General features: G+C 69.5%; 24 protein-coding genes and 1 tRNA gene. 18 read left to right on the top strand and 7 right to left on the bottom strand.

Going from position 1 to position 25036, the window contains the following annotated elements; genetic code table 11:
- The first annotated feature begins 156 nt into the window (after positions 1-156).
- Genes ileS through ndk form a run of 4 tightly spaced genes read left to right on the top strand, consistent with a single transcriptional unit; the run spans position 157 to position 5726 of the window.
- Complete coding sequence (gene ileS / locus V2S05_RS04800) at positions 157-3537, top strand: isoleucine--tRNA ligase (protein WP_413634172.1); 3381 nt, start codon at positions 157-159, stop codon at positions 3535-3537.
- Complete coding sequence (locus V2S05_RS04795) at positions 3534-4886, top strand: bifunctional folylpolyglutamate synthase/dihydrofolate synthase (RefSeq protein ID WP_413634171.1); 1353 nt, start codon at positions 3534-3536, stop codon at positions 4884-4886. The genes ileS and V2S05_RS04795 overlap by 4 nt, the downstream gene beginning before the upstream one ends.
- A complete protein-coding gene (locus V2S05_RS04790) occupies positions 4883-5308 on the top strand; it encodes a DUF4233 domain-containing protein (protein WP_413634169.1) in 426 nt (141 codons plus the stop codon). The genes V2S05_RS04795 and V2S05_RS04790 overlap by 4 nt, the downstream gene beginning before the upstream one ends.
- 1 nt (position 5309) lies before the next feature.
- Positions 5310-5726 (top strand): nucleoside-diphosphate kinase, encoded by a 417-nt coding sequence (ndk, locus tag V2S05_RS04785; protein ID WP_071643142.1) that lies wholly within the window; start codon positions 5310-5312, stop codon positions 5724-5726.
- Positions 5727-5799: 73 nt separating this feature from the next.
- On the opposite strand, the gene V2S05_RS04780 is transcribed toward ndk, so the two are convergent.
- Entirely contained in the window at positions 5800-6411 is a 612-nt protein-coding gene (locus V2S05_RS04780) for a vitamin K epoxide reductase family protein (protein WP_413634167.1), read from the bottom strand.
- A 268-nt stretch (positions 6412-6679) separates the two neighbouring features.
- Between V2S05_RS04780 and V2S05_RS04775 the strand changes: the two genes are divergently transcribed.
- The gene (locus V2S05_RS04775) at positions 6680-9151 is read left to right on the top strand and encodes an Rne/Rng family ribonuclease (RefSeq protein ID WP_413634166.1); all 2472 of its coding nucleotides are present in this window, start codon (positions 6680-6682) and stop codon (positions 9149-9151) included.
- Here the strand turns inward: V2S05_RS04775 and V2S05_RS04770 are convergent.
- Entirely contained in the window at positions 9116-9382 is a 267-nt protein-coding gene (locus tag V2S05_RS04770) for a DUF4031 domain-containing protein (RefSeq protein ID WP_271637406.1), read from the bottom strand. The two genes, V2S05_RS04775 and V2S05_RS04770, sit on opposite strands and share 36 nt — an antisense overlap.
- A 212-nt stretch (positions 9383-9594) precedes the next feature.
- Between V2S05_RS04770 and rplU the strand changes: the two genes are divergently transcribed.
- The 9 genes from rplU to rsfS all read left to right on the top strand — a co-directional run bounded on the left by rplU (position 9595) and on the right by rsfS (position 16351).
- Positions 9595-9903: a 50S ribosomal protein L21 gene (gene rplU / locus V2S05_RS04765; RefSeq protein ID WP_271637407.1), complete on the top strand. Its 309-nt coding sequence runs from the start codon at positions 9595-9597 to the stop codon at positions 9901-9903.
- Positions 9904-9923: 20 nt separating this feature from the next.
- The gene (gene rpmA / locus V2S05_RS04760) at positions 9924-10181 is read left to right on the top strand and encodes a 50S ribosomal protein L27 (protein WP_099196843.1); all 258 of its coding nucleotides are present in this window, start codon (positions 9924-9926) and stop codon (positions 10179-10181) included.
- A gap of 94 nt (positions 10182-10275) precedes the next feature.
- Positions 10276-11772: a GTPase ObgE gene (gene obgE / locus V2S05_RS04755; protein WP_271637408.1), complete on the top strand. Its 1497-nt coding sequence runs from the start codon at positions 10276-10278 to the stop codon at positions 11770-11772.
- Positions 11769-12557: a glutamate 5-kinase gene (gene proB / locus V2S05_RS04750; protein WP_413634165.1), complete on the top strand. Its 789-nt coding sequence runs from the start codon at positions 11769-11771 to the stop codon at positions 12555-12557. The genes obgE and proB overlap by 4 nt, the downstream gene beginning before the upstream one ends.
- A 54-nt stretch (positions 12558-12611) precedes the next feature.
- Entirely contained in the window at positions 12612-13889 is a 1278-nt protein-coding gene (locus V2S05_RS04745) for a glutamate-5-semialdehyde dehydrogenase (RefSeq protein WP_413634164.1), read from the top strand.
- Positions 13890-13938: 49 nt separating this feature from the next.
- Entirely contained in the window at positions 13939-14151 is a 213-nt protein-coding gene (locus V2S05_RS04740; protein WP_413634162.1) for a hypothetical protein, read from the top strand.
- Between the two features lie 6 nt (positions 14152-14157).
- Complete coding sequence (nadD, locus tag V2S05_RS04735) at positions 14158-14760, top strand: nicotinate-nucleotide adenylyltransferase (RefSeq protein ID WP_413634160.1); 603 nt, start codon at positions 14158-14160, stop codon at positions 14758-14760.
- Positions 14757-15974 carry a hypothetical protein gene (locus V2S05_RS04730; protein WP_413634158.1) on the top strand — a complete coding sequence of 406 codons (1218 nt, stop codon included), beginning with the start codon at positions 14757-14759 and terminating at the stop codon, positions 15972-15974. Before nadD ends, V2S05_RS04730 begins: the two co-directional genes overlap by 4 nt.
- On the top strand, positions 15974-16351 hold the full coding sequence (rsfS, locus tag V2S05_RS04725) for a ribosome silencing factor (protein WP_271637414.1): 378 nt from the start codon (positions 15974-15976) through the stop codon (positions 16349-16351). Before V2S05_RS04730 ends, rsfS begins: the two co-directional genes overlap by 1 nt.
- Positions 16352-16380: 29 nt before the next feature.
- Here rsfS and V2S05_RS04720 read toward each other — a convergent pair whose 3' ends face one another.
- On the bottom strand, positions 16381-16584 hold the full coding sequence (locus V2S05_RS04720) for a hypothetical protein (RefSeq protein ID WP_413634156.1): 204 nt from the start codon (positions 16582-16584) through the stop codon (positions 16381-16383).
- Positions 16585-16780: 196 nt separating this feature from the next.
- On the opposite strand from V2S05_RS04720, the gene V2S05_RS04715 reads away from it, so the two are divergent.
- Both V2S05_RS04715 and V2S05_RS04710 read left to right on the top strand, forming a co-directional pair.
- A tRNA-Ala gene (locus V2S05_RS04715) sits at positions 16781-16853 on the top strand.
- Positions 16854-17035: 182 nt separating this feature from the next.
- The gene (locus tag V2S05_RS04710; RefSeq protein WP_413634155.1) at positions 17036-18109 is read left to right on the top strand and encodes a DUF6357 family protein; all 1074 of its coding nucleotides are present in this window, start codon (positions 17036-17038) and stop codon (positions 18107-18109) included.
- Positions 18110-18532: 423 nt separating this feature from the next.
- Here the strand turns inward: V2S05_RS04710 and V2S05_RS04705 are convergent, their stop codons facing one another.
- Positions 18533-19672: a calcium:proton antiporter gene (locus V2S05_RS04705; protein WP_413634154.1), complete on the bottom strand. Its 1140-nt coding sequence runs from the start codon at positions 19670-19672 to the stop codon at positions 18533-18535.
- 169 nt (positions 19673-19841) lie between these two features.
- On the opposite strand from V2S05_RS04705, the gene V2S05_RS04700 reads away from it, so the two are divergent.
- The gene (locus tag V2S05_RS04700; RefSeq protein WP_413634153.1) at positions 19842-21014 is read left to right on the top strand and encodes a glycoside hydrolase family 3 N-terminal domain-containing protein; all 1173 of its coding nucleotides are present in this window, start codon (positions 19842-19844) and stop codon (positions 21012-21014) included.
- Here V2S05_RS04700 and V2S05_RS04695 read toward each other — a convergent pair.
- The 3 genes from V2S05_RS04695 to V2S05_RS04685 are packed head-to-tail and all read right to left on the bottom strand — an operon-like array spanning position 21011 to position 23613.
- Positions 21011-21877 (bottom strand): 3-methyladenine DNA glycosylase, encoded by an 867-nt coding sequence (locus V2S05_RS04695; RefSeq protein ID WP_413634152.1) that lies wholly within the window; start codon positions 21875-21877, stop codon positions 21011-21013. The genes V2S05_RS04700 and V2S05_RS04695 overlap by 4 nt on opposite strands.
- Positions 21874-22902, bottom strand: a complete 1029-nt coding sequence (locus V2S05_RS04690; protein ID WP_413634151.1) for an App1 family protein — start codon at positions 22900-22902, stop codon at positions 21874-21876. Before V2S05_RS04690 ends, V2S05_RS04695 begins: the two co-directional genes overlap by 4 nt.
- Positions 22903-22935: 33 nt before the next feature.
- Positions 22936-23613, bottom strand: a complete 678-nt coding sequence (locus tag V2S05_RS04685) for a DedA family protein (RefSeq protein WP_413634148.1) — start codon at positions 23611-23613, stop codon at positions 22936-22938.
- Between the two features lie 78 nt (positions 23614-23691).
- Between V2S05_RS04685 and pabB the strand changes: the two genes are divergently transcribed.
- Positions 23692-24996 carry an aminodeoxychorismate synthase component I gene (pabB, locus tag V2S05_RS04680; RefSeq protein WP_413635240.1) on the top strand — a complete coding sequence of 435 codons (1305 nt, stop codon included), beginning with the start codon at positions 23692-23694 and terminating at the stop codon, positions 24994-24996.
- Positions 24997-25036 lie beyond the last annotated feature (40 nt).

The raw sequence follows: 25036 nt of genomic DNA, 5'->3' as shown, positions 1-25036 counted from the left end.
GGAGGCTACTAGAACCGAGCGGGGCAGGCCCGTCATCGCCGCAGTGAGAGTGGTTCTCGGCCGAGCGGTCGGGAGCACGTGAGGTGGTACCGCGGTCCGCGCGTCAGCACGGGTCGTCCTCGCAGCAGCATCCGACACGATCACTGCGAGACGAACATGACCTACCCGCGCCCGTCGACAAGCTCAGGGACCCAGTCCGCCTTCGGTCCTGCCGCCGTCACCCCGAGCCCGCGCTTTCCCGAGATCGAGCGCGAGGTGCTCGACTTCTGGAAGACAGACGACACCTTCCGCGCCTCGATCGCGCAGCGGGACGGCGCCGATGAATGGGTCTTCTACGACGGTCCGCCCTTCGCTAACGGCCTGCCACACTACGGTCACCTGCTCACCGGCTACGCGAAAGACGTCTTCCCGCGCTTCCAGACGATGCTCGGCAAGAAGGTCGATCGCGTCTTCGGCTGGGACACGCACGGTCTTCCCGCCGAGCTCGAGGCGATGAAGCAGCTCGGCATCACTGAGAAGAGCGAGATCGAGCAGATGGGCATCGACGTCTTCAACGCGAAGGCGCGCGACTCGGTGCTCACCTACACCCGCGAGTGGCAGGACTACGTGACCCGCCAGGCCCGCTGGGTCGACTTCGAGCGCGGCTACAAGACGCTCGACCTCGGCTACATGGAGAGCGTGCTCTGGGCGTTCAAGACGCTCTACGACAAGGGGCTGGCCTACGAGGGCTACCGCGTGCTGCCGTACTGCTGGCGCGACGAGACCCCGCTGTCGGCGCATGAGCTGCGCATGGACGACGACGTCTACAAAGACCGCCAGGACCCGTCGGTCACCGTGACCTTCCCCCTGGTGGGCGCCAAGGCCGAGACGCTCGGCCTCACCGCCGTCCGCGCCCTCGCGTGGACCACCACCCCGTGGACCCTGCCCACCAACCTCGCCCTCGTCGTCGGCCCCGACATCGAGTACGTGGTGCTGCCGGGCGGGCCGAACGGCGCCGCCGACATCGTGCCCGGCGACGACCCGGCCGAGAGCGACGCGCACCGCTACCTGCTTGCCCGCGATCTGCTCGGCGGCTACGCCAAGGACCTCGGGTACGAGTCCGCAGACGACGCGCTCGCCGCAGTGCAGCAGACCGTGGTCGGCAAGGAGCTCGAGGATGTCGCGTACGACCGGCTGTTCGACTACTACGCGGATGTCGAGACCTGGGGCACCGAGAACGCCTGGCGCATCCTCGTCGACGACTACGTGACCACCACCGACGGCACCGGCATCGTGCACCAGGCGCCGGCCTACGGTGAGGACGACCAGCGGGTGACGAACGCCGCCGGCATCCCGACGATCATCTCGCTCGACGACGGCGGGCGGTTCCTGCCGTCGGTCACCGACGTCGCCGGACAGCTGTGGATGGACGCGAACACGCCGCTCATCCGCCTGCTGCGCGCGGCGGGACGGATGCTGCGCGAGCAGAGCTACGTGCACTCCTACCCGCACTGCTGGCGCTGCCGGAACCCCCTGATCTACAAGGCCGTCTCGAGCTGGTTCATCCGCGTCACCGAGATCAAGGACGATCTGCTCGCGAACAACGAGCAGATCACCTGGGTGCCCGAGAACGTCAAGCACGGCCAGTTCGGCAAGTGGCTCGAGGGCGCCCGCGACTGGTCGATCAGCCGCAACCGCTACTGGGGCTCACCCATCCCGATCTGGAAGAGCGACGACCCCGAGCACCCGCGCGTCGATGCCTACGGATCTCTCGAAGAGCTCGAGCGCGACTTCGGCACGCTGCCGCGAAACCCCGAGGGCGAGGTAGACCTGCACCGCCCGTACATCGACGACCTCACGCGTCCCAACCCGGACGACCCGACCGGGCGCAGCACGATGCGCCGCATCGAGGACGTCTTCGACGTGTGGTTCGACTCGGGATCGATGCCGTACGCGCAGGTGCACTACCCGTTCGAGAACCAGGAGTGGTTCGACTCGCACTCGCCGGCCGACTTCATCGTCGAGTACATCGGGCAGACCCGCGGCTGGTTCTACGTGATGCACGTGCTCTCGACCGCGCTGTTCAACCGCCCGGCGTTCACCGGCGTGAGCTGCCACGGCATCGTGCTCGGCAGCGACGGCTACAAGATGTCGAAGTCGCTGCGCAACTACCCGGACGTCAGCGAGGTGCTCGATCGCGACGGGTCGGATGCCATGCGCTGGTTCCTCATGTCGAGCTCGGTGCTGCGCGGCGGCAACCTCGCCGTCACCGAGGAGGGCATCCGCGCCGGGGTGCGCGAGTTCATCCTGCCGCTGTGGAACTCGTGGTACTTCTTCGCGACCTACGCCAATGCTTCGGGTGACGGTGGATACGAGGCGTCGTGGCGCACCGACTCGACCGACGTGCTCGACCGGTACATCCTCGCCCGTCTCGGCGACCTCGTACGCGAGGTGCGCGCCGACCTCGAGGGGCTCGACTCCACGACGGCATCGGCACGCCTGCGCGACTTCGCCGAGGTGCTCACCAACTGGTACATCCGGCGCTCCCGCGATCGCTTCTGGGAGGGCGCCGGCGACGACCCGAAGAGCCGTGAGGCCTTCGACACGCTCTACACCGTGCTCGAGACGCTGACGCGCGTCGCGGCTCCCCTCGTGCCGCTGATCTGCGAGCGCGTGTGGCAGGGCCTGACCGGCGGGCGCAGCGTGCACCTGACCGACTGGCCGGATGCGGACGCGTTCCCCGCTGCGGATGAGGTGCGTGACGCCATGGACGCGGTCCGCGAGCTCTCCAGTGTCGGCAACGCGCTGCGCAAGAAGGAGAAGCTGCGCGTGCGACTGCCGCTCGCCCGCCTCACGGTCGTGTCGCCGCTCGCGGCGGACCTCGCCCAGTTCGAGGACATCCTGCGAGAAGAGCTGAACGTGAAGTCGGTGGAGCTGGTGCAGCTCGCCGAGACGACGGCATCCGAGTACGGCATCACGCACCGTCTCAGCGTCAACGCCCGCGCCGCGGGACCGCGCCTGGGCAAGGAGGTGCAGAGGGTCATCCGCGCGGCGAAGGACGGCTTCTGGACCGAGGAGGGCGGGGTGGTGACCGTCGACGGCATCGCTCTCGAGCCGCACGAGTACGACCTGGTGCTCGAGACCGCAGGGCGCCCGGAAGGCGAGGCCCTCGCCCTGGTGCCCGGCGGCGGGTTCATGCTGCTCGACACCGTGACCACGCCGGAGCTCGAGGCCGAGGGGATGGCGCGGGATGCGATCCGCGTCGTGCAGGAGGCTCGCAAGAACGCCGGTCTCGACGTGAGCGACCGCATCGTGCTCGCTCTGAACGTCTCCGCGGCGGACGCGGAGGCTCTCCGTCAGCACGCCGACCTGATCGCCGGCGAGACGCTCGCGGTCGGATTCGCGGTGCAGCCCACCGACGAGATCGAGCAGGTGGCCGAGAGCCTGGGCAGTCCCGGTGACGGCGTGTTCCGCACCAGCGCCAAGGCGCTGGGATCGCAGAAGGCGACGATCATCGTCACGATCGATTCGAACGTCGCTCAGGAGGCAGCGCGATGAGCGACGTGCAGAGAGCCGACGTCGTCTACGAGAAGCTGCTCGAGCGGGCGGGGGAGCGGTGGGTTCAGCCGCGCAAGGAGCGGGTCGCCCGCATCCTGACCCTGCTCGACGATCCGCAGCGCACCTACCGCGTCGTGCACATCACCGGCACGAACGGCAAGACCTCGACTGCGCGCATGATCGAGAGCCTGCTGCGCTCGCACGGGCTGCGAACCGGCCTGTTCACCAGCCCGCACCTCAAGCGCTTCACCGAGCGGATCATGATCGACGGCGAGCCGATCGCCGACGGGGCTGTGGCGGACGCCTGGGATGAGATCGAGCCGTTCGTCGACATCGTCGACGCCGAGCTCGAGGCTGCGGGAGACGCGCCGTTGACGTTCTTCGAGCTGCTCACGGTGCTCGCCTTCGTCGCCGCGTCGGACGCGCCGGTCGATGTGCTCGTGCTGGAAGTGGGAATGGGCGGGTCGTGGGACTCGACCAACACCGCCGACGGCGACGTCGCGGTCTTCGCGCCGATCGACATGGATCACGCAGACCGTCTCGGCGCCACGATCGAGGCCATCGCCGAGGTGAAGGCCGGGATCATCAAAGACGGCGCCGCCGTCGTCTCGGCGGAGCAGAAGCCCGAGGTCGCGGCGGTGCTGCGACGCGTCGCAGACGAGAAGGATGCGACGATCGCGTTCGAGGGCGAGGACTTCGGACTCAGCGATCAGAAGCTCGCCGTCGGTGGTCAGCTGATCGGCATCCGCGGACTGGCCGGCGAGTACGTCGACGAGTACCTCCCGCTGTACGGCGCGCACCAGGGGCACAACGCCGCCCTCGCCGTCGCCGCGGTCGAGTCGCTGATCGGCGGAGCATCGCAGCGCATCGTCGGCGACATCCTCGCCGACGGGCTGCAGAACGCGACATCTCCGGGGCGCCTGCAGCTGGTCGGCATCGCGCCGACCGTGGTCGTGGATGCCGCGCACAACCCGCACGGCGCCGCAGCCCTCGCGCGCTCACTCGATGACAGCTTCGACTTCGACGAATGGGGGCTCGTGCTCGGCGTCTTCGCCGATAAGGACGCCGCCGGCATCGTCGATCAGCTGCTCCCGCAGGTCGCCGAGGTGTTCGCGACAGCCCCCGATTCCGATCGCGCCGCGGATGCGGATGCCATCGCCGACCTCGTCGAGGAGCGCGGCCGCCGTGCGAGCGTGCATCCGACCCTCGTCGACGCCGTCGACGCAGCCCGGGAGTGGGCGGCCTCGGCCGAGCGTCGCGCCGTGGTGATCGCAGGCTCGATCGTGCTGGCGGGCGAGGCCCTGCTGCTCTCGGAGGAGGAGGACTGGAAGTCGGGGTGGCGCGCATGAACGCCCGCGCCGGACGACCCGCCCGCGCCGCACGACCCGTCCGCGCGCCCCGCACCCTAGTGCAGAAGCTCGGGGCGATCGTTCTCGGATTCGAGGCGATCGGCGCCCTGCTCGCGGGACTCGTGATCTTCGGGCTCAAGGCCCTGCCCGCGGGCATCCCGCCTTGGTGGGGGATCGTGGCAGGTGCGGTCGTCGCGATCGCGCTCGTCGCGGTCGCCGGCGCCATCGCGAAGCCGTGGGCCGTTCCCGCCGGGTGGGCGCTGCAGGTCGTCATCGCGCTCGGCGCGCTGCTCGTGCCCGCGATCGCGTTCGTCGTGCTGATTTTCGGCGGCATGTGGGCGTATGCGACGATCGGTGGGGCCCGCATCGACCGACAGCGGCCGGCGGGCCCGCCGGCAGCACCTCACACAGAGAGCGAATGACATGGCCACTGAAGAAACCCTCGTCCTCGTCAAGCCCGATGGCGTCGCCCGCGGCCTGACCGGCAGCATCCTCGCCCGCATCGAGGCGAAGGGCTACGCGCTCGTCGACCTGCGCCTGGTCGAGCCCGACCGAGACCGGCTCGCCGCGCACTACGCCGAGCACGAGGGCAAGCCGTTCTACGAGCCCCTTCTCGAGTTCATGATGTCGGGCCCGTCGGTGGCGATCCGCCTCGCCGGGAACCGCGTCATCGAGGGGTTCCGCTCGCTCGCGGGAACCACCGATCCGACCACCGCAGCCCCGGGCACCATCCGCGGCGACTTCGGCCGCGACTGGGGCCTGAAGGTGCAGCAGAACCTCGTGCACGGCTCCGACAGCCCGGAGTCCGCGGCACGCGAGCTCGGCATCTGGTTCGACTGACGTCGACACGGATGAAGGGAGGGGCGCCGGCCGGTGCCCCTCCCTTCATCCGTCGTCAGCGAATCAGGTGGGGTCAGAAGACCATGTCGATGACCTCGCCCAGCAGGTCGAGCCCGGCGAGCTGCGCCATCGCGATGACGATCGCGTAGGCGAGGATCGTCGCCAGCGGCACCCACACCATGAGTCGCCCGGCGCGCTCACGCGCCGCCGCGGATCGACCGAGGGTGCCGTTGCGCACGAGATGCAGCGCGGTCGCGAAGAAGGTCGGGATGGTCACCGCCCAGGTCGCCATGCACCATGGGCACAGGGTGTGCAGGTTGTAGATGCTCTGACCGATCAGCCAGCACACGAAGATGAAGGCGCCGAGCACGCCGACCCCGAACAGACCCCAGAACCAGCGGGGGAACCGCACTCCGGCGAGCACGGCGACACCCATCACGAGCACCGCCATCCATGCGGTGACTCCGATCAGCGGATTGGGGAAGCCGAAGACCGACCCCTGCCACGATCCGAGGTTCTTGTCGCACTGCAGCATGACGCTCACGTAGCAGCTCGTCGTCTCGCCCGGGTTCTCGAGCACGTAGAACTTCTCGATCGTGAGCTGGAAAGCGGCCCACCAGCCGAGTATCGCGGCGACGACGAGCCAGATTCCGTAGCCGACATGGCGGGTGCGCGCGGTGGTCATAGCGCTGATTATCCCAGCGGCGGCTATGCCGCTCGGGTGAATCGCGGCGCGCGAGCCGAATGCGGTTCCGCCGTCGGGGCGCGGTAGTGCGATAATGACTGAGGAAGACGTCGCGCTCACGTGCGACCGAATCGACAAGACTTCGGGGTCATGTGCCCCAGGCGGTCGCGCCGCAGAGCCGACCTCCAGCCGATCGAGTTCGCGGCCGCTGTTTCGCCGCACGAGTTTTCGCGGCGCACGCAGTGCCCGCGCAGGGAGCTAGCCAGAGATGGCCGATGAAAACGATGACAAGAACACCCCCACCCTCGACGAAACGCCGGCGCAGCCGGTAGTCGAGAGCGTCGCGCCCGCGGAGACGGCTCCGTCCGTCGCGGCTGACCAGCCCGGTGCGGCTGAGCAGGACGCCGCCGAGGAGCAGGACGCCGCCGTGGATCGGGATGCCGTGCAGCAGCCGCCCGCTGACCAGCCGAGCGCTGAGCAGCCGAGCGCCGGTTCAGCGAGTGCCGAGTCCGCGAGTGCCGAGTCCGCGAGTGCCGAGTCCGCGAGTGCCGAGCAGCCCGCAGCACCGGCATCCGCGTCCGCCGAGGCCGACGAGCCCGCCGACGCGGACGAGCCGGCCGACGCGGCCGAGCGCGCCCAGCCGGCCGAGCCGGAGGAGCCGAAGCCGGTCACCGCGGTGAGCCTGGGCCTCCTGCCCGAAGTGTTCGTCTCGAAGGTCTCCACCCAGCTGCACTTCTATGCACCCGCGATCGTGCCGCTGCCCGCACGCAGCAGCCGTGACGACGACGAGGGCGACGATCGCGAGAGCGCGTTCCGTCGGGGACGCGGCCGCCGCCGCGGCGACGGCGACGAGAGCCGTGACGAGCCGCGCCAGCGGCAGCGGCACGTCGAGTACATCACCGAGCCGAAGGCGATCAAGGGCTCTACGCGCCTCGAGGCCAAGAAGCAGCGTCGCCGCGACGGCCGCGATGCAGGCCGTCGCCGCCCGGTGGTGACCGAGGCCGAGTTCCTCGCGCGCCGCGAGTCCGTCGACCGCATGATGGTCGTGCGGTCCAAGAACGGCCGCACGCAGATCGGCGTGCTGGAAGACGACGTGCTCGTCGAGCACTACGTGGCCCGCAACCAGGATGCCTCGCTGATCGGCAACGTCTACCTCGGTCGCGTGCAGAACGTGCTGCCCAGCATGGAGGCCGCGTTCGTCGACATCGGCCGCGGCCGCAACGCCGTGCTGTACTCCGGAGAGGTCGACTGGGACGGCGTCGAGACCGGGAATCAGCCCCGTCGCATCGAACTGGCGCTCAAGGCCGGCGACCGGGTGCTCGTGCAGGTCACCAAAGACCCCGTGGGGCACAAGGGCGCCCGTCTGACCAGCCAGATCTCGCTCCCCGGCCGCTACCTCGTGTACGTGCCCGGCGGGTCGATGAACGGCATATCGCGCAAGCTCCCCGACAACGAGCGCGCCCGCCTCAAGCGCATCCTCAAAGAGGTGCTGCCCGAGTCCTCGGGCGTCATCGTCCGCACCGCGGCCGAGGGGGCCACCGAAGAGCAGCTGACCCGCGACGTGCAGCGTCTCACCTCGCAGTGGGAGCACATTCAGAAGCAGGTGCAGACGCAGCAGGCCCCGGCGCTGCTGCACGCCGAGCCCGACCTCCTGGTCAAGATCGTGCGCGACGTCTTCAACGAGGACTTCACCCGCATGACTATCCAGGGCGACGACGCCCAGCGCACCATCCGCGCGTACCTCGAGAGCGTCGCACCCGACCTGCTCGAGCGGGTCGAGACGTACACCGACGATGTCGATCCGTTCGACGCGTACCGGATCACCGAGCAGATCGAGAAGGCGCTCGACCGCAAGGTGTGGCTGCCCTCCGGCGGCTCGCTGGTGATCGACCGCACCGAGGCGATGACGGTCGTCGACGTCAACACCGGCAAGTTCGTCGGCTCGGGCGGCAACCTCGAAGAGACCGTCACCAAGAACAACCTCGAGGCCGCCGAGGAGATCGTCCGGCAGCTGCGTCTGCGCGACATCGGCGGCATCATCGTGGTCGACTTCATCGACATGGTGCTCGAGTCCAACCGCGACCTCGTGCTGCGCCGCCTGGTGGAGTGCCTGAGCCGCGACCGCACGAAGCACCAGGTCGCCGAGGTGACCTCGCTCGGACTCGTCCAGATGACCCGCAAGAAGCTCGGACTGGGCCTGCTCGAGACCTTCAGCGAGGCGTGCGACGTCTGTGCGGGTCGAGGTGTGATCGTGCACCACGATCCCGTCGTCAAGCACCGCAGCAGCAGCAGTGGGTCGAACGGCGGTGGACAGAACCGCCGGTCGCGCGGCGGACAGCAGCAGCACTCCGCTCCCTCGGGGGAGAAGCAGGCGTCCAGCAACGGCGGCACCCACAGCATCACCGAGGTCGCGAAGTCGGCCCTGGCGGCCATCGCCGCGTCGACGATCGTCGTCAACGGCGAAACCGCGCCGGACCAGCCGACGACCGACGAGCAGTCGGCACCGGAGACGCCCGCGCAGAACGAGCGCCCCAAGAAGCGCAAGAAGCGCGGAGGCGAGCGCAAGGGCGGACCGAAGACGCAGACCGAGCAGCTGCTCGACTCCGTGCTCGACGCTCTCCCCGAGCCGAAGGCGCCCGGTCAGGGCCGCAACCGGCGACGTGTCACCACCGCCATGCTGACGCCGAACTCGTCTTCCGAGGGATCAGCGCCGGTCGCGGGCTCGGACCCGCAGTCCTGATCGGATCAGCCGTCTGGTGAGCTCCTTGCCGCCCACGTGCACCGCACCGGCGGCGAGGAGTCTCGGCAGCGCGTCCTCGGGCACGTCGTAGTGGTCGCGGTCGAAGGCACGGGCCGGGATGCCGTGCTGCGCCGCGAACGCGTGCAGCTCTGCGAGGTCCGAGTCGCTGACGAGATGCGCCCACATCCTGCCGTGAGCAGGCCAGATGGCGTCGTCGACGAGAACGGTCATGACGAGATCCTAGACGTGACACGCGACCGGTCCCGCTTTGCGGCATCGGCGATGATCCGGTAAAGTTGTCCTTTGGTGCGAGACCCCTGACGGCTTTGCCGATCGCAGGAGAAGTCTTGCGTCCGCATCCGTCGCCCCGGGCGATGTACGCAAGCAACAGTCTTCCCGTGAGATTCCCGGAGCGATCCGCTCCCCAACGAAACAGGTATGAAGTGGTTTACGCAGTAGTGCGCGCCGGTGGCCGGCAGGAGAAGGTCGAGGTCGGCACGATCGTTCAGCTCGACCGTGTTCAGGCTGCCCAGGGCGAGAACATCGAGCTTCCCGCCGTGCTTCTCGTCGATGGTGCCTCTGTGACCACCGACGCCGACAAGCTGGCGCAGGTCAAGGTCACGGCTGAGGTTCTCGGCAACCTCCGCGGACCGAAGATCGTCATCCAGAAGTACAAGAACAAGACCGGCTACAAGAAGCGCCAGGGCCACCGTCAGGAGCTCACGCGCGTCAAGATCACCGGCATCAAGTAAGCACGGAAGAGGCTCAGGACATGGCACATAAGAAGGGCGCGAGCTCGACCCGCAACGGTCGTGACTCCAACGCACAGCGACTCGGCGTGAAGCGCTTCGGCGGTCAGACCGTCAACGCCGGCGAGATCCTCGTCCGTCAGCGCGGCACGCACTTCCACCCCGGCGCAGGCGTCGGCCGTGGCGGCGACGACACGCTGTTCGCTCTCGAGGCGGGCGCTGTCGAATTCGGCACCAAGGGCGGCCGCAAGGTCGTCAACATCGTCGCAGCCGCTCAGTAAGAGCAGCAGACTTCCTGGACGGGGCGGGCTTCGGCTCGCCCCGTCTTCGTATCCCAGCCCTTCATGGGCTCAGGGACCCAGTTCAAGGAGTGACATGGTCACCTTCGTCGACACCGTCACGCTGCATCTGCGAGCCGGCAGGGGCGGCAACGGCTGCGTCTCGGTGCATCGCGAGAAGTTCAAGCCGCTCGGCGGCCCGGACGGCGGCAAGGGCGGCGACGGAGGCGACATCATCCTCGTCGCCGACCCGCAGGTGACGACGCTGCTGTCGTACCACCATTCGCCGCACCGCACGGGCGGCAACGGCGGCTTCGGCATGGGCGATCACCGCTCCGGGTATGACGGGGAATCCCTCGAACTTCCGGTGCCCGTCGGCACCGTGGTGAAGAGCGTCGACGGCGATGTGCTGCACGACATGATCATCCCCGGCGAGAAGTACGTGGTCGCCGAGGGCGGCCGCGGCGGGCTCGGCAACGCGGCACTCGCCTCGCCCAAGCGCAAGGCGCCCGGTTTCGCGCTGCTCGGCACGCCCGGCCAGGAGTGCTCGGTCGTGCTCGAGCTGAAGACCGTCGCCGATGTGGCGCTCGTCGGCTACCCTTCCGCGGGGAAGTCGAGCCTGATCGCGGCGCTGTCGGCGGCCCGGCCGAAGATCGCCGACTACCCGTTCACCACCCTGCATCCGAACCTCGGCGTCGTGCAGGCCGGCGACAGCCGGTACACGGTCGCCGACGTGCCAGGCCTGATCGAGGGCGCAAGCGAGGGCAAGGGACTGGGACTCGAGTTCCTCCGCCATGTCGAACGGTGCAGCGCGCTGCTGCACGTGCTCGACTGCGCGACGCTCGAGCCGGGACGCGATCCTCTCTCCGACCTCGACGTGATCCTCGCCGAGCTGGCGGCCTACGAGGTGCCGGAGGGCCAGACGCCGCTGCTCGAGCGCCCGCAGCTGGTGGCGCTGAACAAGGTCGACGTGCCCGAGGCGCGTGAGCTCGCCGAGATGGTCCGACCCGACATCGAGGCGCGCGGGTTCCGCGTCTTCGAGATCTCGACGGTGGCCCGTGAGGGGCTGCGCGCGCTGAGCTTCGCCCTGGCCGAGCTCGTCGACCAGCACCGCGCGGAGGTCGCCGTCGAGGTTCCGCGCGAACGTGTCGTCATCCGTCCGAAGGGCGCCAGGGAGGAGTTCTCGATCCGCGTCGAGGGCGGCACCTACGGCAACGTCTACCGGGTGCTCGGCGAGAAGCCCGTGCGCTGGGTGCAGCAGACCGACTTCCAGAACGAGGAGGCGGTCGGCTATCTCGGCGATCGTCTCGAGCGGCTCGGCGTCGAGGACGCCCTGTTCAAGGCCGGCGCCGTCGCCGGCGCGACCGTCATGATCGGCACCGGCGACAACAGCGTCGTGTTCGACTGGGAGCCGTCGATCGCCTCGACCGCCGAGCTGATGTCGCCGCGCGGCACCGACATCCGCATCGGCGGCTCGAACCGGCGCACCACCGCCGAGCGCCGCGAGCAGTACCACGAGATGATGGATGCCAGGGCGGCCGCCCGCGCCGAGCTCGAGGAGCAGCGCCTCGCCTCCCGCGAGGACGAGGAATGACCGCGCGCAGCCGTGACGAGCTCGCGACCGCGAGCCGCATCGTAGTCAAAGTCGGCTCCTCGTCGATCAGCGGCGAATCGTCGTGGCGCATCCCGATGATCGTCCAGGCGCTGTCGTCGGCGCACCGTCGCGGTGCGGAGATCATCCTCGTCTCGTCCGGGGCGATCGCCACGGGCATCCCGTACCTCGCCCTCGACTCGCGCCCGACCGACCTGGCCACGCAGCAGGCTGCTGCGGCCGTGGGGCAGAACGTGCTCGTCTTCCGCTATCAGGAGGCGCTGCGGCCGTTCGGCATCGTCGCCGGCCAGGTGCTGCTGACGACCGGAGACCTCGAGAACCCGACGTCGCGCAGCAACGCGAGCCGGGCGATGGACCGGCTGCTGTCGCTGCGGATCCTGCCGATCGTCAACGAGAACGACACCGTCGCCACGCAGGAGATCCGCTTCGGCGACAACGACCGGCTCGCGGCGCTGGTCGCGCAGCTCGTCGGCGCCGATGCGCTGGTGCTGCTCAGCGACGTGGAGTCGCTGTACACCAAGCCGCCGACGGATCCCCGTGCGGTGCCGATCGAGGAGATCCCGGCGGATGCCGACCTGAGCGGTCTCGAGTTCGGCGCCTCGGTCGTGAACAGCGTCGGCACCGGGGGAGCGGCCACCAAGGTCTCGGCCGCGCGCATGGCCGCGGCCTCGGGGATCGGCGTGCTGGTGACCAGCGCCGATCTGGTCGGCAAGGCTCTGGAGGGCGAGCGGATCGGCACGTGGTTCGCCCCCTCGATCGCCGACTGACGCACCGGTGTCACGGCGGCGCGGGTCGCACCCGGCCGTCGATACACTGACCGGATGAGCACATCCCTCGTCTCCGATGCCCCGGCGGACACCGCACAGGATCGTCTGGTGCGCGCCAAGGAGGCCTCCCGTTCGATCGCGCGGCTGACCAGTGCCGACAAGGCGCGTCTGCTCGAGGCGATCGCCGAGGCCATCGGGTCGAGCACCGCACGGGTCATCGAGGCCAACGCCCTCGACATCGAGCGAGGTCGGGCGGATGCCATCGGCGATGCGCTCATCGACAGGCTGCGCCTGGATGAGCGGCGCGTGGCGGCACTGGCATCGGCGGTCCGCGATGTCGCGACACTGCCCGACCCGATCGGGCAGGTCATCGGCGGTCACCGGATGCCGAACGGCGTCGCGCTCGAGCAGGTGCGGGTTCCCTTCGGGGTCGTCGGCGCGATCTACGAGGCCAGGCCCAACGTCACGGTCGACATCGCGGCACTCGCGCTGCGCGCGGGCAACGCGGTGGTGCTCCGCGGCGGCAGCGCCGCGCGCGAGTCGAACACGGTTCTGGTCGCGGTGATGCGACAGGCCCTGGCGGATCTGGGGCACGATCCCGAGGCGATCCAGAGCGTCGACGACTTCGGTCGCGAGGGCGCGAAGGCGATGATGCATGCCCGCGGCCTGATCGACGTGCTCGTGCCGCGCGGCAGCGCGTCGCTCATCGAGACCGTCGTCACCGAGTCCACGGTGCCGGTGATCGAGACCGGCGCGGGCGTGGTGCACATCGTGATCGACGAGTCGGCGCCGATGGACTGGGCGCGCGACATCGTGCTGAACGCCAAGGTGCAGCGCCCCAGCGTGTGCAACGCCGTCGAGACGGTGCTGGTGCACCGGCAGGCGGCGCCTCAGCTGATCCCCGTCATCGCGAGCGCGCTGCTCAGCGAGGGCGTGGCGATCCACGGAGACGACATGGTCGCAGGGCTCGTGGCGGGAACCATCCCCGCCACCGAGGAGGACTGGGCCGCCGAGTACCTGGGGCTGGAGATCGCGATCAAGGTCGTCGACGACTTCGATGAGGCGCTGGCGCACATCCGCCGGTACAGCACGGGGCACACCGAGTCGATCATCACCACCGATTCGCGCAACGCCGAGCGGTTCCTCGCCGAAGTCGATTCCGCAGTCGTGATGGTGAACGCCTCGACGCGCTTCACCGACGGGGCGGAGTTCGGGTTCGGCGCCGAGGTCGGCATCTCCACCCAGAAGTTGCATGCCCGCGGGCCGATGGGGCTGGGGGAGCTGACGAGCACGAAGTGGCTCGCGCGCGGGTCCGGCCAGACGCGCGGGTGAGGACTAGAATGGACAGGCGTTTGCTTGCCATGTCAGGAACGGAGTCAGGATGAACCTCGTCGCACAGATCGCGATGGCCGCAGCCGAGACGGAGCACCACGGCAACGTGGCGGCTGAGACCTTCATCTTCGGCGTCATCGCCGCGATCGTCTTCGCCGCGATGGGCCTGGTGACCCTGTCGTTCCGCAACGTCGCGAATCGCCACGCGGCCAAGGCCGAGGCGTACGCCCTGAAGCACGGCAAGGACGGCCACGGCCACTAGGACCGCATGCACGATTCCAGCGCTCGGGCACCGCGCATCGGCGTGATGGGTGGCACGTTCGACCCCATCCATCACGGTCACCTGGTCGCGGCGAGCGAGGTGGCGCACTCGTTCGGTCTCGACGAGGTCGTCTTCGTGCCGACGGGGAAGCCCTGGCAGAAGCAGCATGTCTCGCCCAGCGAGCACCGCTATCTGATGACCGTGATCGCGACGGCTTCGAACCCCGATTTCACCGTGAGCCGCGTCGACATCGATCGAGACGGCCCTACTTACACGATCGACACGCTGCGAGACCTGAAGGCGCAGCGGCCCGACGCCGAGCTGTTCTTCATCACGGGCGCCGATGCCGTGGCGCAGATTCTCAGCTGGAGAGACCATCATGAACTGTGGGATCTCGCGCACTTCGTGGCCGTATCGCGGCCGGGGCACGTGCTGAGCACGGACGGACTGCCCACCGACGACGTGAGTCAGCTCGAAGTGCCGGCGCTGTCCATCTCATCGACGAACTGTCGTGAGCGAGTCGCCGACGGCCAGCCGGTCTGGTACCTCGTGCCGGATGGCGTGGTCCAGTACATCGCGAAGCATCATCTGTATCGGAGCAAGGCATGAGCACTGAAGAGGACGGGCACATCCTCACGCGCAAGCAGCTGCGTGAGCTCCGCCTGACCGGCTCGACACCGGTCGTCGGCGGTGAGGAGGCGAACGCCGCTCAGGCGGCGCAGACCGCGAAGTCGCATGGCGGACGCATCGATGCCGCCTCGGCCGACGACGTCGACCGATCCACCGACTCCGCTGCCGATCGATCCGTCGGCGCCGACTCCGCTGAGTCGAACGAGGCAGCGCCGGTCTCTTCGGATGCGACGCCCTCGGCCGCGCCCCTCACGCGCCGCGCGGCTCGCGCACAGGAGCGCGCTCGCACCGGGCCTGTGCCCGTCACCCCGCCTCAGCAGCAGAGCCCCGAGGACGTGCCGGTCGCAGCACCGCAGGCCGTCGAAGAGCCGGTCGTGGACGCGATCGTCGTCGAGGAGCCGGTCGTGGAAGAGCCTGTCGTGGACGCGATCGTCGTCGAGGAGCCCATCTCAGAAGAGCCTGTCGTGGACGCGATCGTCGTCGAGGAGCCGGTCGTGGAAGAGCCGGTCGTCGAGAAGCTGATCGTCGACGTGCCCGTCGCCGATGTACCTGCCGTGGCGGCGCGCGAGGGCGAGGCCGGCTCGGTGTTCGCGCCGCAGGCGGCCCAGACTGATGCCTCGGGTCTCTCCACCCCGTCGCACGCCGACGAGGACGCCGCCGGAGAAGACGCCGCAGCGGCGGATTCCGAGCCCGAGCGCCCGATGGTGGGCGCCGCTTTCGGCATCGGGGTCAAGAGATCTCCCTCCGGCCCTGGCATCCCCACGGCATTCGACGATCTGCTCGAGACCGGCTCGGCCGGCTCGCACAAGACGGCGAGCACACTGATCTTCACGCCGTCACCGGGTGCCGGTTCGCTCTCCGGTCCCGTCGCCGCGACCGGCGAGCTGCTGATCACCGGCACCTACGCGCTGCCGGACGGCATGGGCTCCCAGGGTCACGCGCTCGGCACCACCGACGGCAAGGACATCGACGCCGTGCTCATCGACGGCGAGCTCGCGCCGGCGTCGTCGCCGACGCCGATCGCCGCCAGCTCGGCGATCAGCACCTCCAAGCCCGCCGGAGAGGTCATCCGGCCCCCCGTGCCAGACAAGGGCGGCAAGCTCACTCTCACCCTCGCGATCGTCGCGGGAGGTCTCGCGCTCGCGCTGGCCGCAGCGCTGATCATCGCCTTCACCACAGGAGTCCTCGGTTGATGCAATCCCCTGACACCGCCGCAGAGATGCTGCAGATCGCCGCTCGCGCGGCGGAAGCCAAGGGCGGCGAGGATCTCATCGCCCTGAACGTCTCCGAGCCGCTGCCGCTCGTCGACATCTTCCTTCTGGTGACCGGAAACAGCGAGCGCAACGTGGCCGCCATCGCCGACGAGATCGAGGATCAGCTTCTCGAAGCGGGGCACCGCCGCGTGCGTCGTGAGGGCCGCGCCGAGTCGCGTTGGGTGCTGCTCGACTTCGGAGACCTCGTCGTGCACGTGTTCCACTCCGAGGAGCGGGTCTACTACGGTCTCGAGCGACTCTGGAAGGACTGCCCGGTCGTTCCGATCGACGCGCCGGCGCCCGCCGCGGGGGAGTGACCCCCGCGCCGGCATTCGGCGACTGATCCTCAGTCGACGCGCTCGTCGCCCGCCCAGGCATCGTCCGCGCCTTCCGCGCCGGATGCCAGGCGGTCGGCGTCGATGCTGTCGATCCGGTCCGGATCGGCGTCCGGGTCCAATTCGACCTCGCCGTCGACCTCTCTGGTCGGTGTGCCCTCTTCGTCCTCGAGGTCGGGGTCTTCCGGAAGCATGTTCGGGGTGGGGTTCGACATGATCGCTCCTCTTCGTGATGATGTGGTGTGCGTCGTGTCCGGCGAATGTAGCGTGACCGGGTCGGACGTCGGATCCGGTTGACGGAGCACTCCGAAGAGGCTAGCCCGCCGACACACCCGAGCCGGCGGCGCGATTTGGTGCTGTCCGGGCGGTGCGTAGTATGCTGATCAGGTTGCCGAGTTCGGCAGCGAAGATGGGCCTGTGGCGCAGCTGGTAGCGCACCTGCATGGCATGCAGGGGGTCAGGGGTTCGAGTCCCCTCAGGTCCACCGAAGACGCCAGCCGTGATCGCCGTCGTCCCAGATGACGGCGATCTCTGTTTCGGCATCCCTGCCGGCGCCATGTCTCCGGGCGGGCCGTCACGAACTGCGAGCACCCGCGAAGCCCGCTTCCGCCCACCGGGTACCCCGTGCGATACCGTTGACGGTCCACGCAGGTGATTGGAGCCCCCGTGACAGACGACATGAGCAACCCGAACTCCGCCCGCAAAGTGCGGTTCTTCACTGAGAGCGGCGCCGAACAGGTCGGCGACCAGCAGGGGCAGGACTCCGCGAACGCCTTCTGGGACTTCGTCGCGGCGCAGGAGAAGCGCGGCGATCAGGTCTTCACCTTCGAAGACGTGGTCGACGGGTCGGGCCTGCGGTTCGATCACGATCGCGGCCTCATCGTGCGCTTCAAGCGCTTCCTCGACGATGACGGTTACACCCAGAGTCACGTCTCCGAACAGTTCACTTTCGTCGAAGACGACGAGCGCTCTCGCGCGCTCGTGCTCGCCCAGCTGCACGACGGCTTCAAAGGGACCTACCCGCTCGCCGCGTGGTCAGACGGAGTACCCACCCGGATTCCGGACTACGCCGATGACGATCCGGAGACCCGCGAGTACGTGCTGAGCTGCGACTGCGGTGCGGCACAGCGTCTGCGCATTCGCCACCCTAACGAGACGACCTACGCGCTTCGGGCATTTCTCGTGAGGCACGACGGACACGACGTCTTCATCGAGGATCCGGAGAGCGGCGAGCGTCTCGCACTCATGCGCGGCGACAGCCTCATCGCACGTACTGCGGGCCGTGCTGCTGGTGACAGCGCCACGGGCTCGAGCGGGCGGACGGAGTTCATGAAGGTCGATCTCCCCAACAGGTACGCTCCCGCCGCCAGTCTCTTCTTCGCAGGAGGCTTCGCGGGGCTCGATCGCTTCGGCCGATGGCTCACAGACATCCGAGAGCTTGATCTTTCGGCGGCCGCGCAGGGGCAGCTCCGTGCAGCGTCGCTCGGTTCGACAGCCGAGGTCCTCTCGCAGATCGGACGCATGTGGGCGGACTCCGGTGCGGTCGATCCGTCGGATCGCTACTGGGTGTTCTTCGATTCGAGTTCGCTTGACGAGGACGAGACTGAACGCGCCGAACTGCTCGCGCTGCTCGACAGGCTCGGCCTGAAACCGGCTGAGCGCCCCGCTGAAGCAACCGACGGCGAGGTGTGGGTGCTGCGGGAGGCCCGCCTCGACGCCGAGCTCGACAGATGGTTCTGAACGGCGGCGATCCTGCGGCGAATACCGATGCCGACGCGAAGAGAAGTCCCGCGAGAGTCTCGCGGGACTTCTTCGTTCGAGGGCTCAGCCCGCCAACGCCGCGCAGTCGCCCGTGGCGTTCCTGCCGATCATGTTGCCGTACCCGAAACGTGCCGGACGGCACCGTTCCCTCCGTGCATGTGTGATCCGCGGCCGCGGGTGTCGCGGCCATCGCCGGTGCTGCGCCCCAGAGCAGTGCGCCGGCGAGCACAACCGCGCCCAGGGGGCGCCATCCAGATCTCATCTCCGAACCTCTCCGTTCTTGCGGCCCAGGTGACCGCGGCGAGAGACCATCCCCTCATGTGGTCGGGCATCGTCGTCGACGCCGTACCACGCACGGTATGCCACGACGCCGGCGGCGCGCATCGGGGGTGGACCCCCTTCTCAGAGGAAGGTCGACAGGGCGTAGAGCGCGAAGAGCAGCAGATGCGCGGCGCCCAGCAGCGGGTAGGTCCGCCGTGCGGCGAACGTCGCGAGCGTCAGCAGCAGCGTCAGACCCAGCAGCACGAGGTTCGGTGCGCTCTCCGCGAGCACGACGGACTGCCCGGTGATCAGACCGATGGTCAGCACCGCCGGGATGGTGAGACCGGCCGTCGACACGAGGGCGCCGTGGCACAGGTTGCTGACCCGCTGCATCTCACCCCCGTGAGCCGCGCGCACGGTGGTGATCGTCTCGGGAAGGAACACGATCATCGCGATGAGCAGACCCGAGAGCGCGACCGGGGCACCCAGACGCTCGAGCCCCTCATCGAGCAGCGTGGCCATATCGTGCGAGAGCAGCACGATGGGAAGGGCGAGCGCGAGCAGCACGAGCGTGCGGCCGATGATCTCCGGCCGATGCTCGGCCACGATCCGGCCGATCGGCAGCCGGCGCGCCGCGTCAGCGGCATCCGCCCTGGTGTCCACTTCCTGGAAGTCCGCCTTGCGCGAGCCCAGCTGCCGCAGCAGGAAGACCACGTACAGCAGCACGACGACGACGATCATCGCGATCGCGGCCGACGGCGGGTACGCGCCTCCGTTGCGCAGTGAGGCGGGGAGCGCGAACGCGACGGCGAGCAGCACGACCAGCATGCCGAGGTAGGCGAGCACGCCGGCGCGGTTCGCGCGCCGATCCGGATGCCGGAGGCCTCCGACGATCAGCGCGACGCCGATCACGAGATTCATGATGATCATCGACACGGCCATCACCGAGTCGCGCGCGATGGTGTGGTGCTCTCCGGGCCCGAGCATGACGGCAGAGATCAGAATCACCTCGATCGCGGCGATCGACAGGGTCAGCACGAGCGTGCCGTACGGGTCGCCGAGCCGAAGCGCGAGATGCTCCGCCTCGGTGACGACGCCGAAGGCGCACACGACGATGATCGCGACGATCGCAGCGAGGACGAGCCACAGCACGGGGGCCGGCAGGTCGCCGCCGAGCAGAGGGGCGAGCGCGATGAGCGCGACGAACGAGCCCCAGCCGAGCACGAGGCGAACGATGACGGTGCGCGTCAGAACCGAGCGCAGGAGGGTCGAGCGGGGCACGGTGCGAGCCGAATCTGCGGGGCCGTCCCCACCTGAGATCTCGCCGTCGGGTCGTCCCGCCGGGCGCGTGAGCACCAGGATAGCAACCGGCCTCGAAGCTAGACGCCCGCCCGCACGGCGAGACCGTTCGCACAGCTGACGGTCGGACGCGGGGCGTAGCCTCGACGTCATGCGTGCTCGAGTGATGCGCGGCGCCCTGACTGCCGCCCTGGCGGCGTGCCTTCTCACCGCCTGCGCTCTCAGCGCTCCCAGCAGCTCGCCGTCGGCGACACGCCAGCCCACCTCCAGCGCGTCGTCGCCGACGCCGACCCCGCCACCGGATCCCGCCGTCGACGCGGTCGCCGCGATGAGCGTGACAGAGCAGGCCGCCAGCGTCGTGATGGGGCATATCCCCGGCACCGATCCCGCGACTCTGCGCGCCTACATGCAGTCGGCGCCGCAGGGGGCCCCGCTGGGTGGATTCATCCTGATGGGCGGGAACATCGGTGCCGATGCGGCTCAGGTCAGGGCGCTCAGCGATGCGCTCACCCTCGACCCCGCGCTGCCGCCGCTCATCGCGATCGACGAAGAAGGCGGAGTCGTCCGACGCCTGCCGTGGGACACCCTGCCCGGCGGACAGGGCCTGCACGCCTTCGACCTGACGCAGACCGAGCAGGTGTTCGCGCAGCGGGCCGCGCTCATCGCCGAGACCGGTGCGAACGTCAACTTCGGGATCGTCGCCGACGTGCCCGCCGACGCATCATCCTTCATCTACTCCCGCGCGCTGGGCGCCGACCCCGACTCCGCCTCGTCGCGCGTGACGGCGGCCGTCGACGGAGAGGAGGGCGTCGTGCTCTCGACCCTGAAGCACTTCCCGGGGCACGGCGCAGCGCCGGGCGACTCCCATCACAGCATCCCGACGACGGCGATGACGCTGCAGCAGTGGCAGGCGGGCGATGCGAGGCCGTTCGTCGCGGGCATCGACGCCGGTGCGGAGCTGCTCATGTTCGGTCACCTGGCGTACACGGCCGTCGATGCGGCTCCTGCGTCGCTGTCGGCCCGCTGGCATGAGATCGCACGGGACGAGCTCGGCTTCGACGGCGTGACGATCACCGATGATCTCGGCATGCTGACCGCGTCCGGCGTCCCCGAGCACCAGGACCCCGTGTCGAACGCGGTGGCGGCGCTGCGGGCGGGCAGCGACATGGTGCCGATGGTCGCCGGCTCCACGGCAGAGACCGCACCGCAGATGGTGGCGGGGATCGTCAGCGCCGTCGACGACGGCCGGCTCGGCGCCGATCGACTGCGGGACGCCGCGGAGCGCGTCATGCGCTTGCGGATGCAGGCGGCAGCCGGCCGCTAGTCACGACCGAGCCACGCTGTCAGCAGAGCCTCACGCAGCGCGTTGCCGCGCTCGGCGAACGCTCGCTGCCGGCGCACGTACTCGGCTTTGCCCTCGGCGGTCTCGATCCGCACCGGCCGGACGCCCCACTCCGACAGGTCGTAGGGCGCCGCCTCCATGTCGAGCAGGCGGATGTCGGACGCGAGCTCGAAGGCATCCAGCAGCAGCTCACCCGGCACGAGCGGGCCGAGCTTGAGCGCCCACTTGTAGACGTCCATGCCGGCGTGCAGGCATCCGGGCTGCTCGAGCTCGGGCTGAGTGTCGCGGGTGAGCGGCAGCCGATTGCGCGGCACGGCATCGTCGGTGAAGAAGCGGAACGCGTCGAAGTGCGTGCAACGCAGCTCGGCGGCCTCGACGACGGCATCCGTCCCTGCCGCGCCCAGGCGCAGCGGCACGGCGTGCCGGTGCTCCGCGGTGCGGTACACCATCGCCCACTCGTGCAGACCGAAGCATCCGAACTGCCCGGGCCGGGCGGCCGTGAGCCGCAGCATCCGCTCCACGAGAGAAGCGAGCTGAGGCTTGTCGGCACGGAACGCCTCGGCGTCGGGCGCGTACTCGCCCGGCCCGGGGCCGGGGGAGTACCAGCGCCACCCGGCGCGCTCCCCGGCGTCGTGGAGCGTCACACTCGCACCCGGATGCCACTTGCGCAGCTGCGCGGGCTTGTACGAGTAGTAGGTGAAGAGGAAGTCCTCGACCGGATGCTTCTCACCGCGCTGCTGCCGGGCGCGGTGCGCGGCGGTCAGGGCATCGGCTCGCTCGGCGTGCGCCTGCGCGCGGGACGTCCACTCGGCGCGCGTCAGGGAAGCGCGCGTCGAGGTCGTCATGACCGATCGGCGAGGATGCCGACCTCGGTGAGTCGTTCGCGCAGCCCCGCGCCGTCTTCGGCACTCACCCACGGCACGCTGCCCTCGGCGTGCTCACCCGACGCGCGACCACCGGCGAGGACCGCCTCGGCGGGCAGCAGGCGACGGATCGCGACGGCCGCGACGGAAGACGGATGCTCTTCGAGAAACTGCGAGTAGATCGCCTCGTCGTGCTGGCCGTCGTCGCCGATCAGCAGCCAGCGCACGTTGGGGAACTCCTCGGCGAGCCGCCGCAGGTTGCCGGTCTTGTGCGCCTGACCGCTGCGGAACCAGCGATCGTGCGTCGGACCCCAGTCGGTGAGCAGCATCGAGCCCGCAGGGAAGAGGTGGCGGCTGAGGAAGCGCGTCAGCGTCGGGGCGACGTTCCACGCCCCCGTGGAGAGGTAGATCATGGGCGAGCCCGGGTTGTCACGGCGCAGCTGCTCGAGCAGCACGGCCATGCCCGGCACCGGCGTGCGCGCGTGCTCGTCGACCACGAACGAGTTCCAGGCCGCGATGAACGGCCGCGGCAGCGCGGTGACCATGACGGTGTCGTCGACATCGGAGACCACACCGAAGTCCACGCTCTCATCGACGACGAACGCGGTGGCCTCGACCGGCTTCTGCCCCTCGACCGACATCGAGAAGGTCTGCCAGCCCGGCGGCAGCTCGGCCTCGATGACCGAGTCGATCACCCCGCCGCGATCGGCGACGACGGTGTGAGTGCGCCCGCCGATCTCGACGACGACCGAGGCGAAGCTGACGGGGATGCTGACGAACGAGCGCCAGCCGCGCACACTGCCCTCTCCGCGGGTCTTCTTCAGCGGCGCGGGGACGATGAGGGCGCGACCGACCACGCGCACCCAGCCGGCCGTGCTGCCGTATCCGGGAAACGGGACGGCGGTCGCCGAACGTCCCCGTCGGCGGGCGCGGCGCTCGCGCCAGACGTGGACGCGGTGTTCGAGGCGGGCGAACCAGTGGATCTTGGCCGGTGAGGCAGGAGACATCCGCTCCAGTCTTTCACGCTTCGCCCGCGGCGGTCACTGCCCCGCCTGCCGGCCGCCCTCATCGGATTCGCCGGACCGGCGCATGTGCCGCTCCTCGCGGCGGGCGAGCAGCTTCTTGCCGACGAACAGCACCACGAGCAGCACGACGATGACCCCGACGAACACGTACCCCGCATAGTGCACCCGCTCGGACAGCTCGGGATAGCTGCCCGCAGCGGTGGCGGCCACGCCCACGTACAGCCCCGCCCACAGCACACAGGCCGGCAGCGTCCAGGCGATGAACCGGCGGTAGGCGTACCCGCTCATGCCCACCGTCAGCGGAACGAGGGAATGCAGCACGGGCAGGAAGCGGGAGAGGAAGATCGCCACACCGCCGCGGCGGCGCAGGTACCGTTCCGAGCGTCTCCACTGCTCTTCGCCGATCCGCCGCCCCAGCCACGACGCGCGGATGTAGGGACCCGCCCATGTTCCCAGCCAGAAGCCGATCGACTCGCCGAGCAGCGCGCCGATCACGACGGTCGCCCCGAGCGCGACGCCCTCCGCCCACCCTTCGACGCCGATGGCTGCGACGAGCACGACCGTGTCGCCCGGCACGACGAGACCGATCAGGATGCTCGTCTCGAGCATGATCGCCACACCGGCCAGTACGGTGCGCAGCACCGGATCGACGGACTGAACAGCCTCGATGACCCAGAGCACGAAGTCGTTCACCCCATGAGCGTAAAGCCTGCGGCGGAGCCATACGCTGTGAAGGTGCCCGCACCCGCCACGTTGACCGCCCGTACGGTGATGCCCCGCGCGGATTCGGCGCGCGCCGAGACGGAGTCGCTCTTCGCGCGGCTGTTCGCCGCAGCGGACCACGCCTTCTGGCTGGATGCCGGGATCGACCCGCACGACGGGTGGAGCGTGATCGGCACGGGCGCCCTCGAGCAGGATGTCGACGCGGTGCGCCGCGTCGACCTGACCGCGCCTGCCGAGGCATCCGGGATCCCGTTCCTCGGCGGCTGGGTGGGGTGGCTGCCGTACGAGCACGGCGCCGCGGCGAACGGCGCTCCTGTCGCAGGGAGCGAGGCGATGCCGTCCTGGATCGCCGTCGATCGGGCCGTCGCGCTCGACCACGCCACGGGCGCCGTGCACGCCCTCGCCCCGCAGGCCGACGTCGACGCATGGGCGGCGGAGGTGAACGACGCGCTCGCCGCACCCCCGCTCGATCCTGTGGCCCCGACCGCGTACGCCCAGACCGCCTCGTCACGGCACGACGTCGGCGAGTACACCGCCCTCGTCGAGGAGTGCCGCGCGGCCATCCGGCGCGGAGACGCCTATCAGCTGTGCCTCACCACGCGCTTCACGGCCACACGGCCCGCCGATCCCTTCGCCGTCTACCGGCGTCTGCGCCGGGCGACGCCCGCACATCACGGCGGCTACCTGAGAGTGGGGGAGCAGCATCTGCTCAGCGCCAGTCCCGAGCAGTTCCTCAGCACGGCCGGGGGGCGCGCCTCGACGAGTCCGATCAAGGGCACCCGGCCGCGGGGAACCACGCCGGAGGAAGATGCGCGGCTCGCTGAAGAGCTGCGGACGGATGCCAAGGAGCGCGCCGAGAACGTCATGATCGTCGACCTCATGCGCAACGACCTCTCGCATGTCGGCGTACCCGGCACGGTGCGGGTCGAACGGCTCTGGAAGGTGGAGACGTATCCTGCGGTGCACCAGCTGGTGAGCACGGTCAGTGTGAGGCTGCGCGACGGAGTCACCTTCGGCGATCTGTGCGACGCCGCATTCCCGGCGGGGAGCATGACCGGTGCGCCGAAGCTGTCGGCGATGACGATCCTGCACGGCCTCGAGCGCGCCCCGCGCGGGGTGTACTCCGGATGCTTCGGACACGTCGGCATCGACGGCAGGGTCGACCTCGCGATGGTCATCCGCACGATCATGATCGACGCGGATTCGGCATCCGTCGGCGCCGGCGGCGGGATCACCTGGCTGTCGCAGCCGGACGCCGAGGCTGCGGAGGTCGCGACGAAGGCGCGTGCCCCGCTCGCCGCGCTCGGCGCGGTGCTGCCCGAGCCCTGGCGCGGCCTGCTGCCGGTTTCCTGAGCGCACACCGCTCGCGATACCCTGGAAGGGCCCGATTTCC

The organism is Microbacterium sp. OR16 (assembly GCF_047306725.1).
Lineage (GTDB): Bacteria > Actinomycetota > Actinomycetes > Actinomycetales > Microbacteriaceae > Microbacterium.
This window is presented reverse-complemented; position numbering and strand designations above follow the sequence as displayed.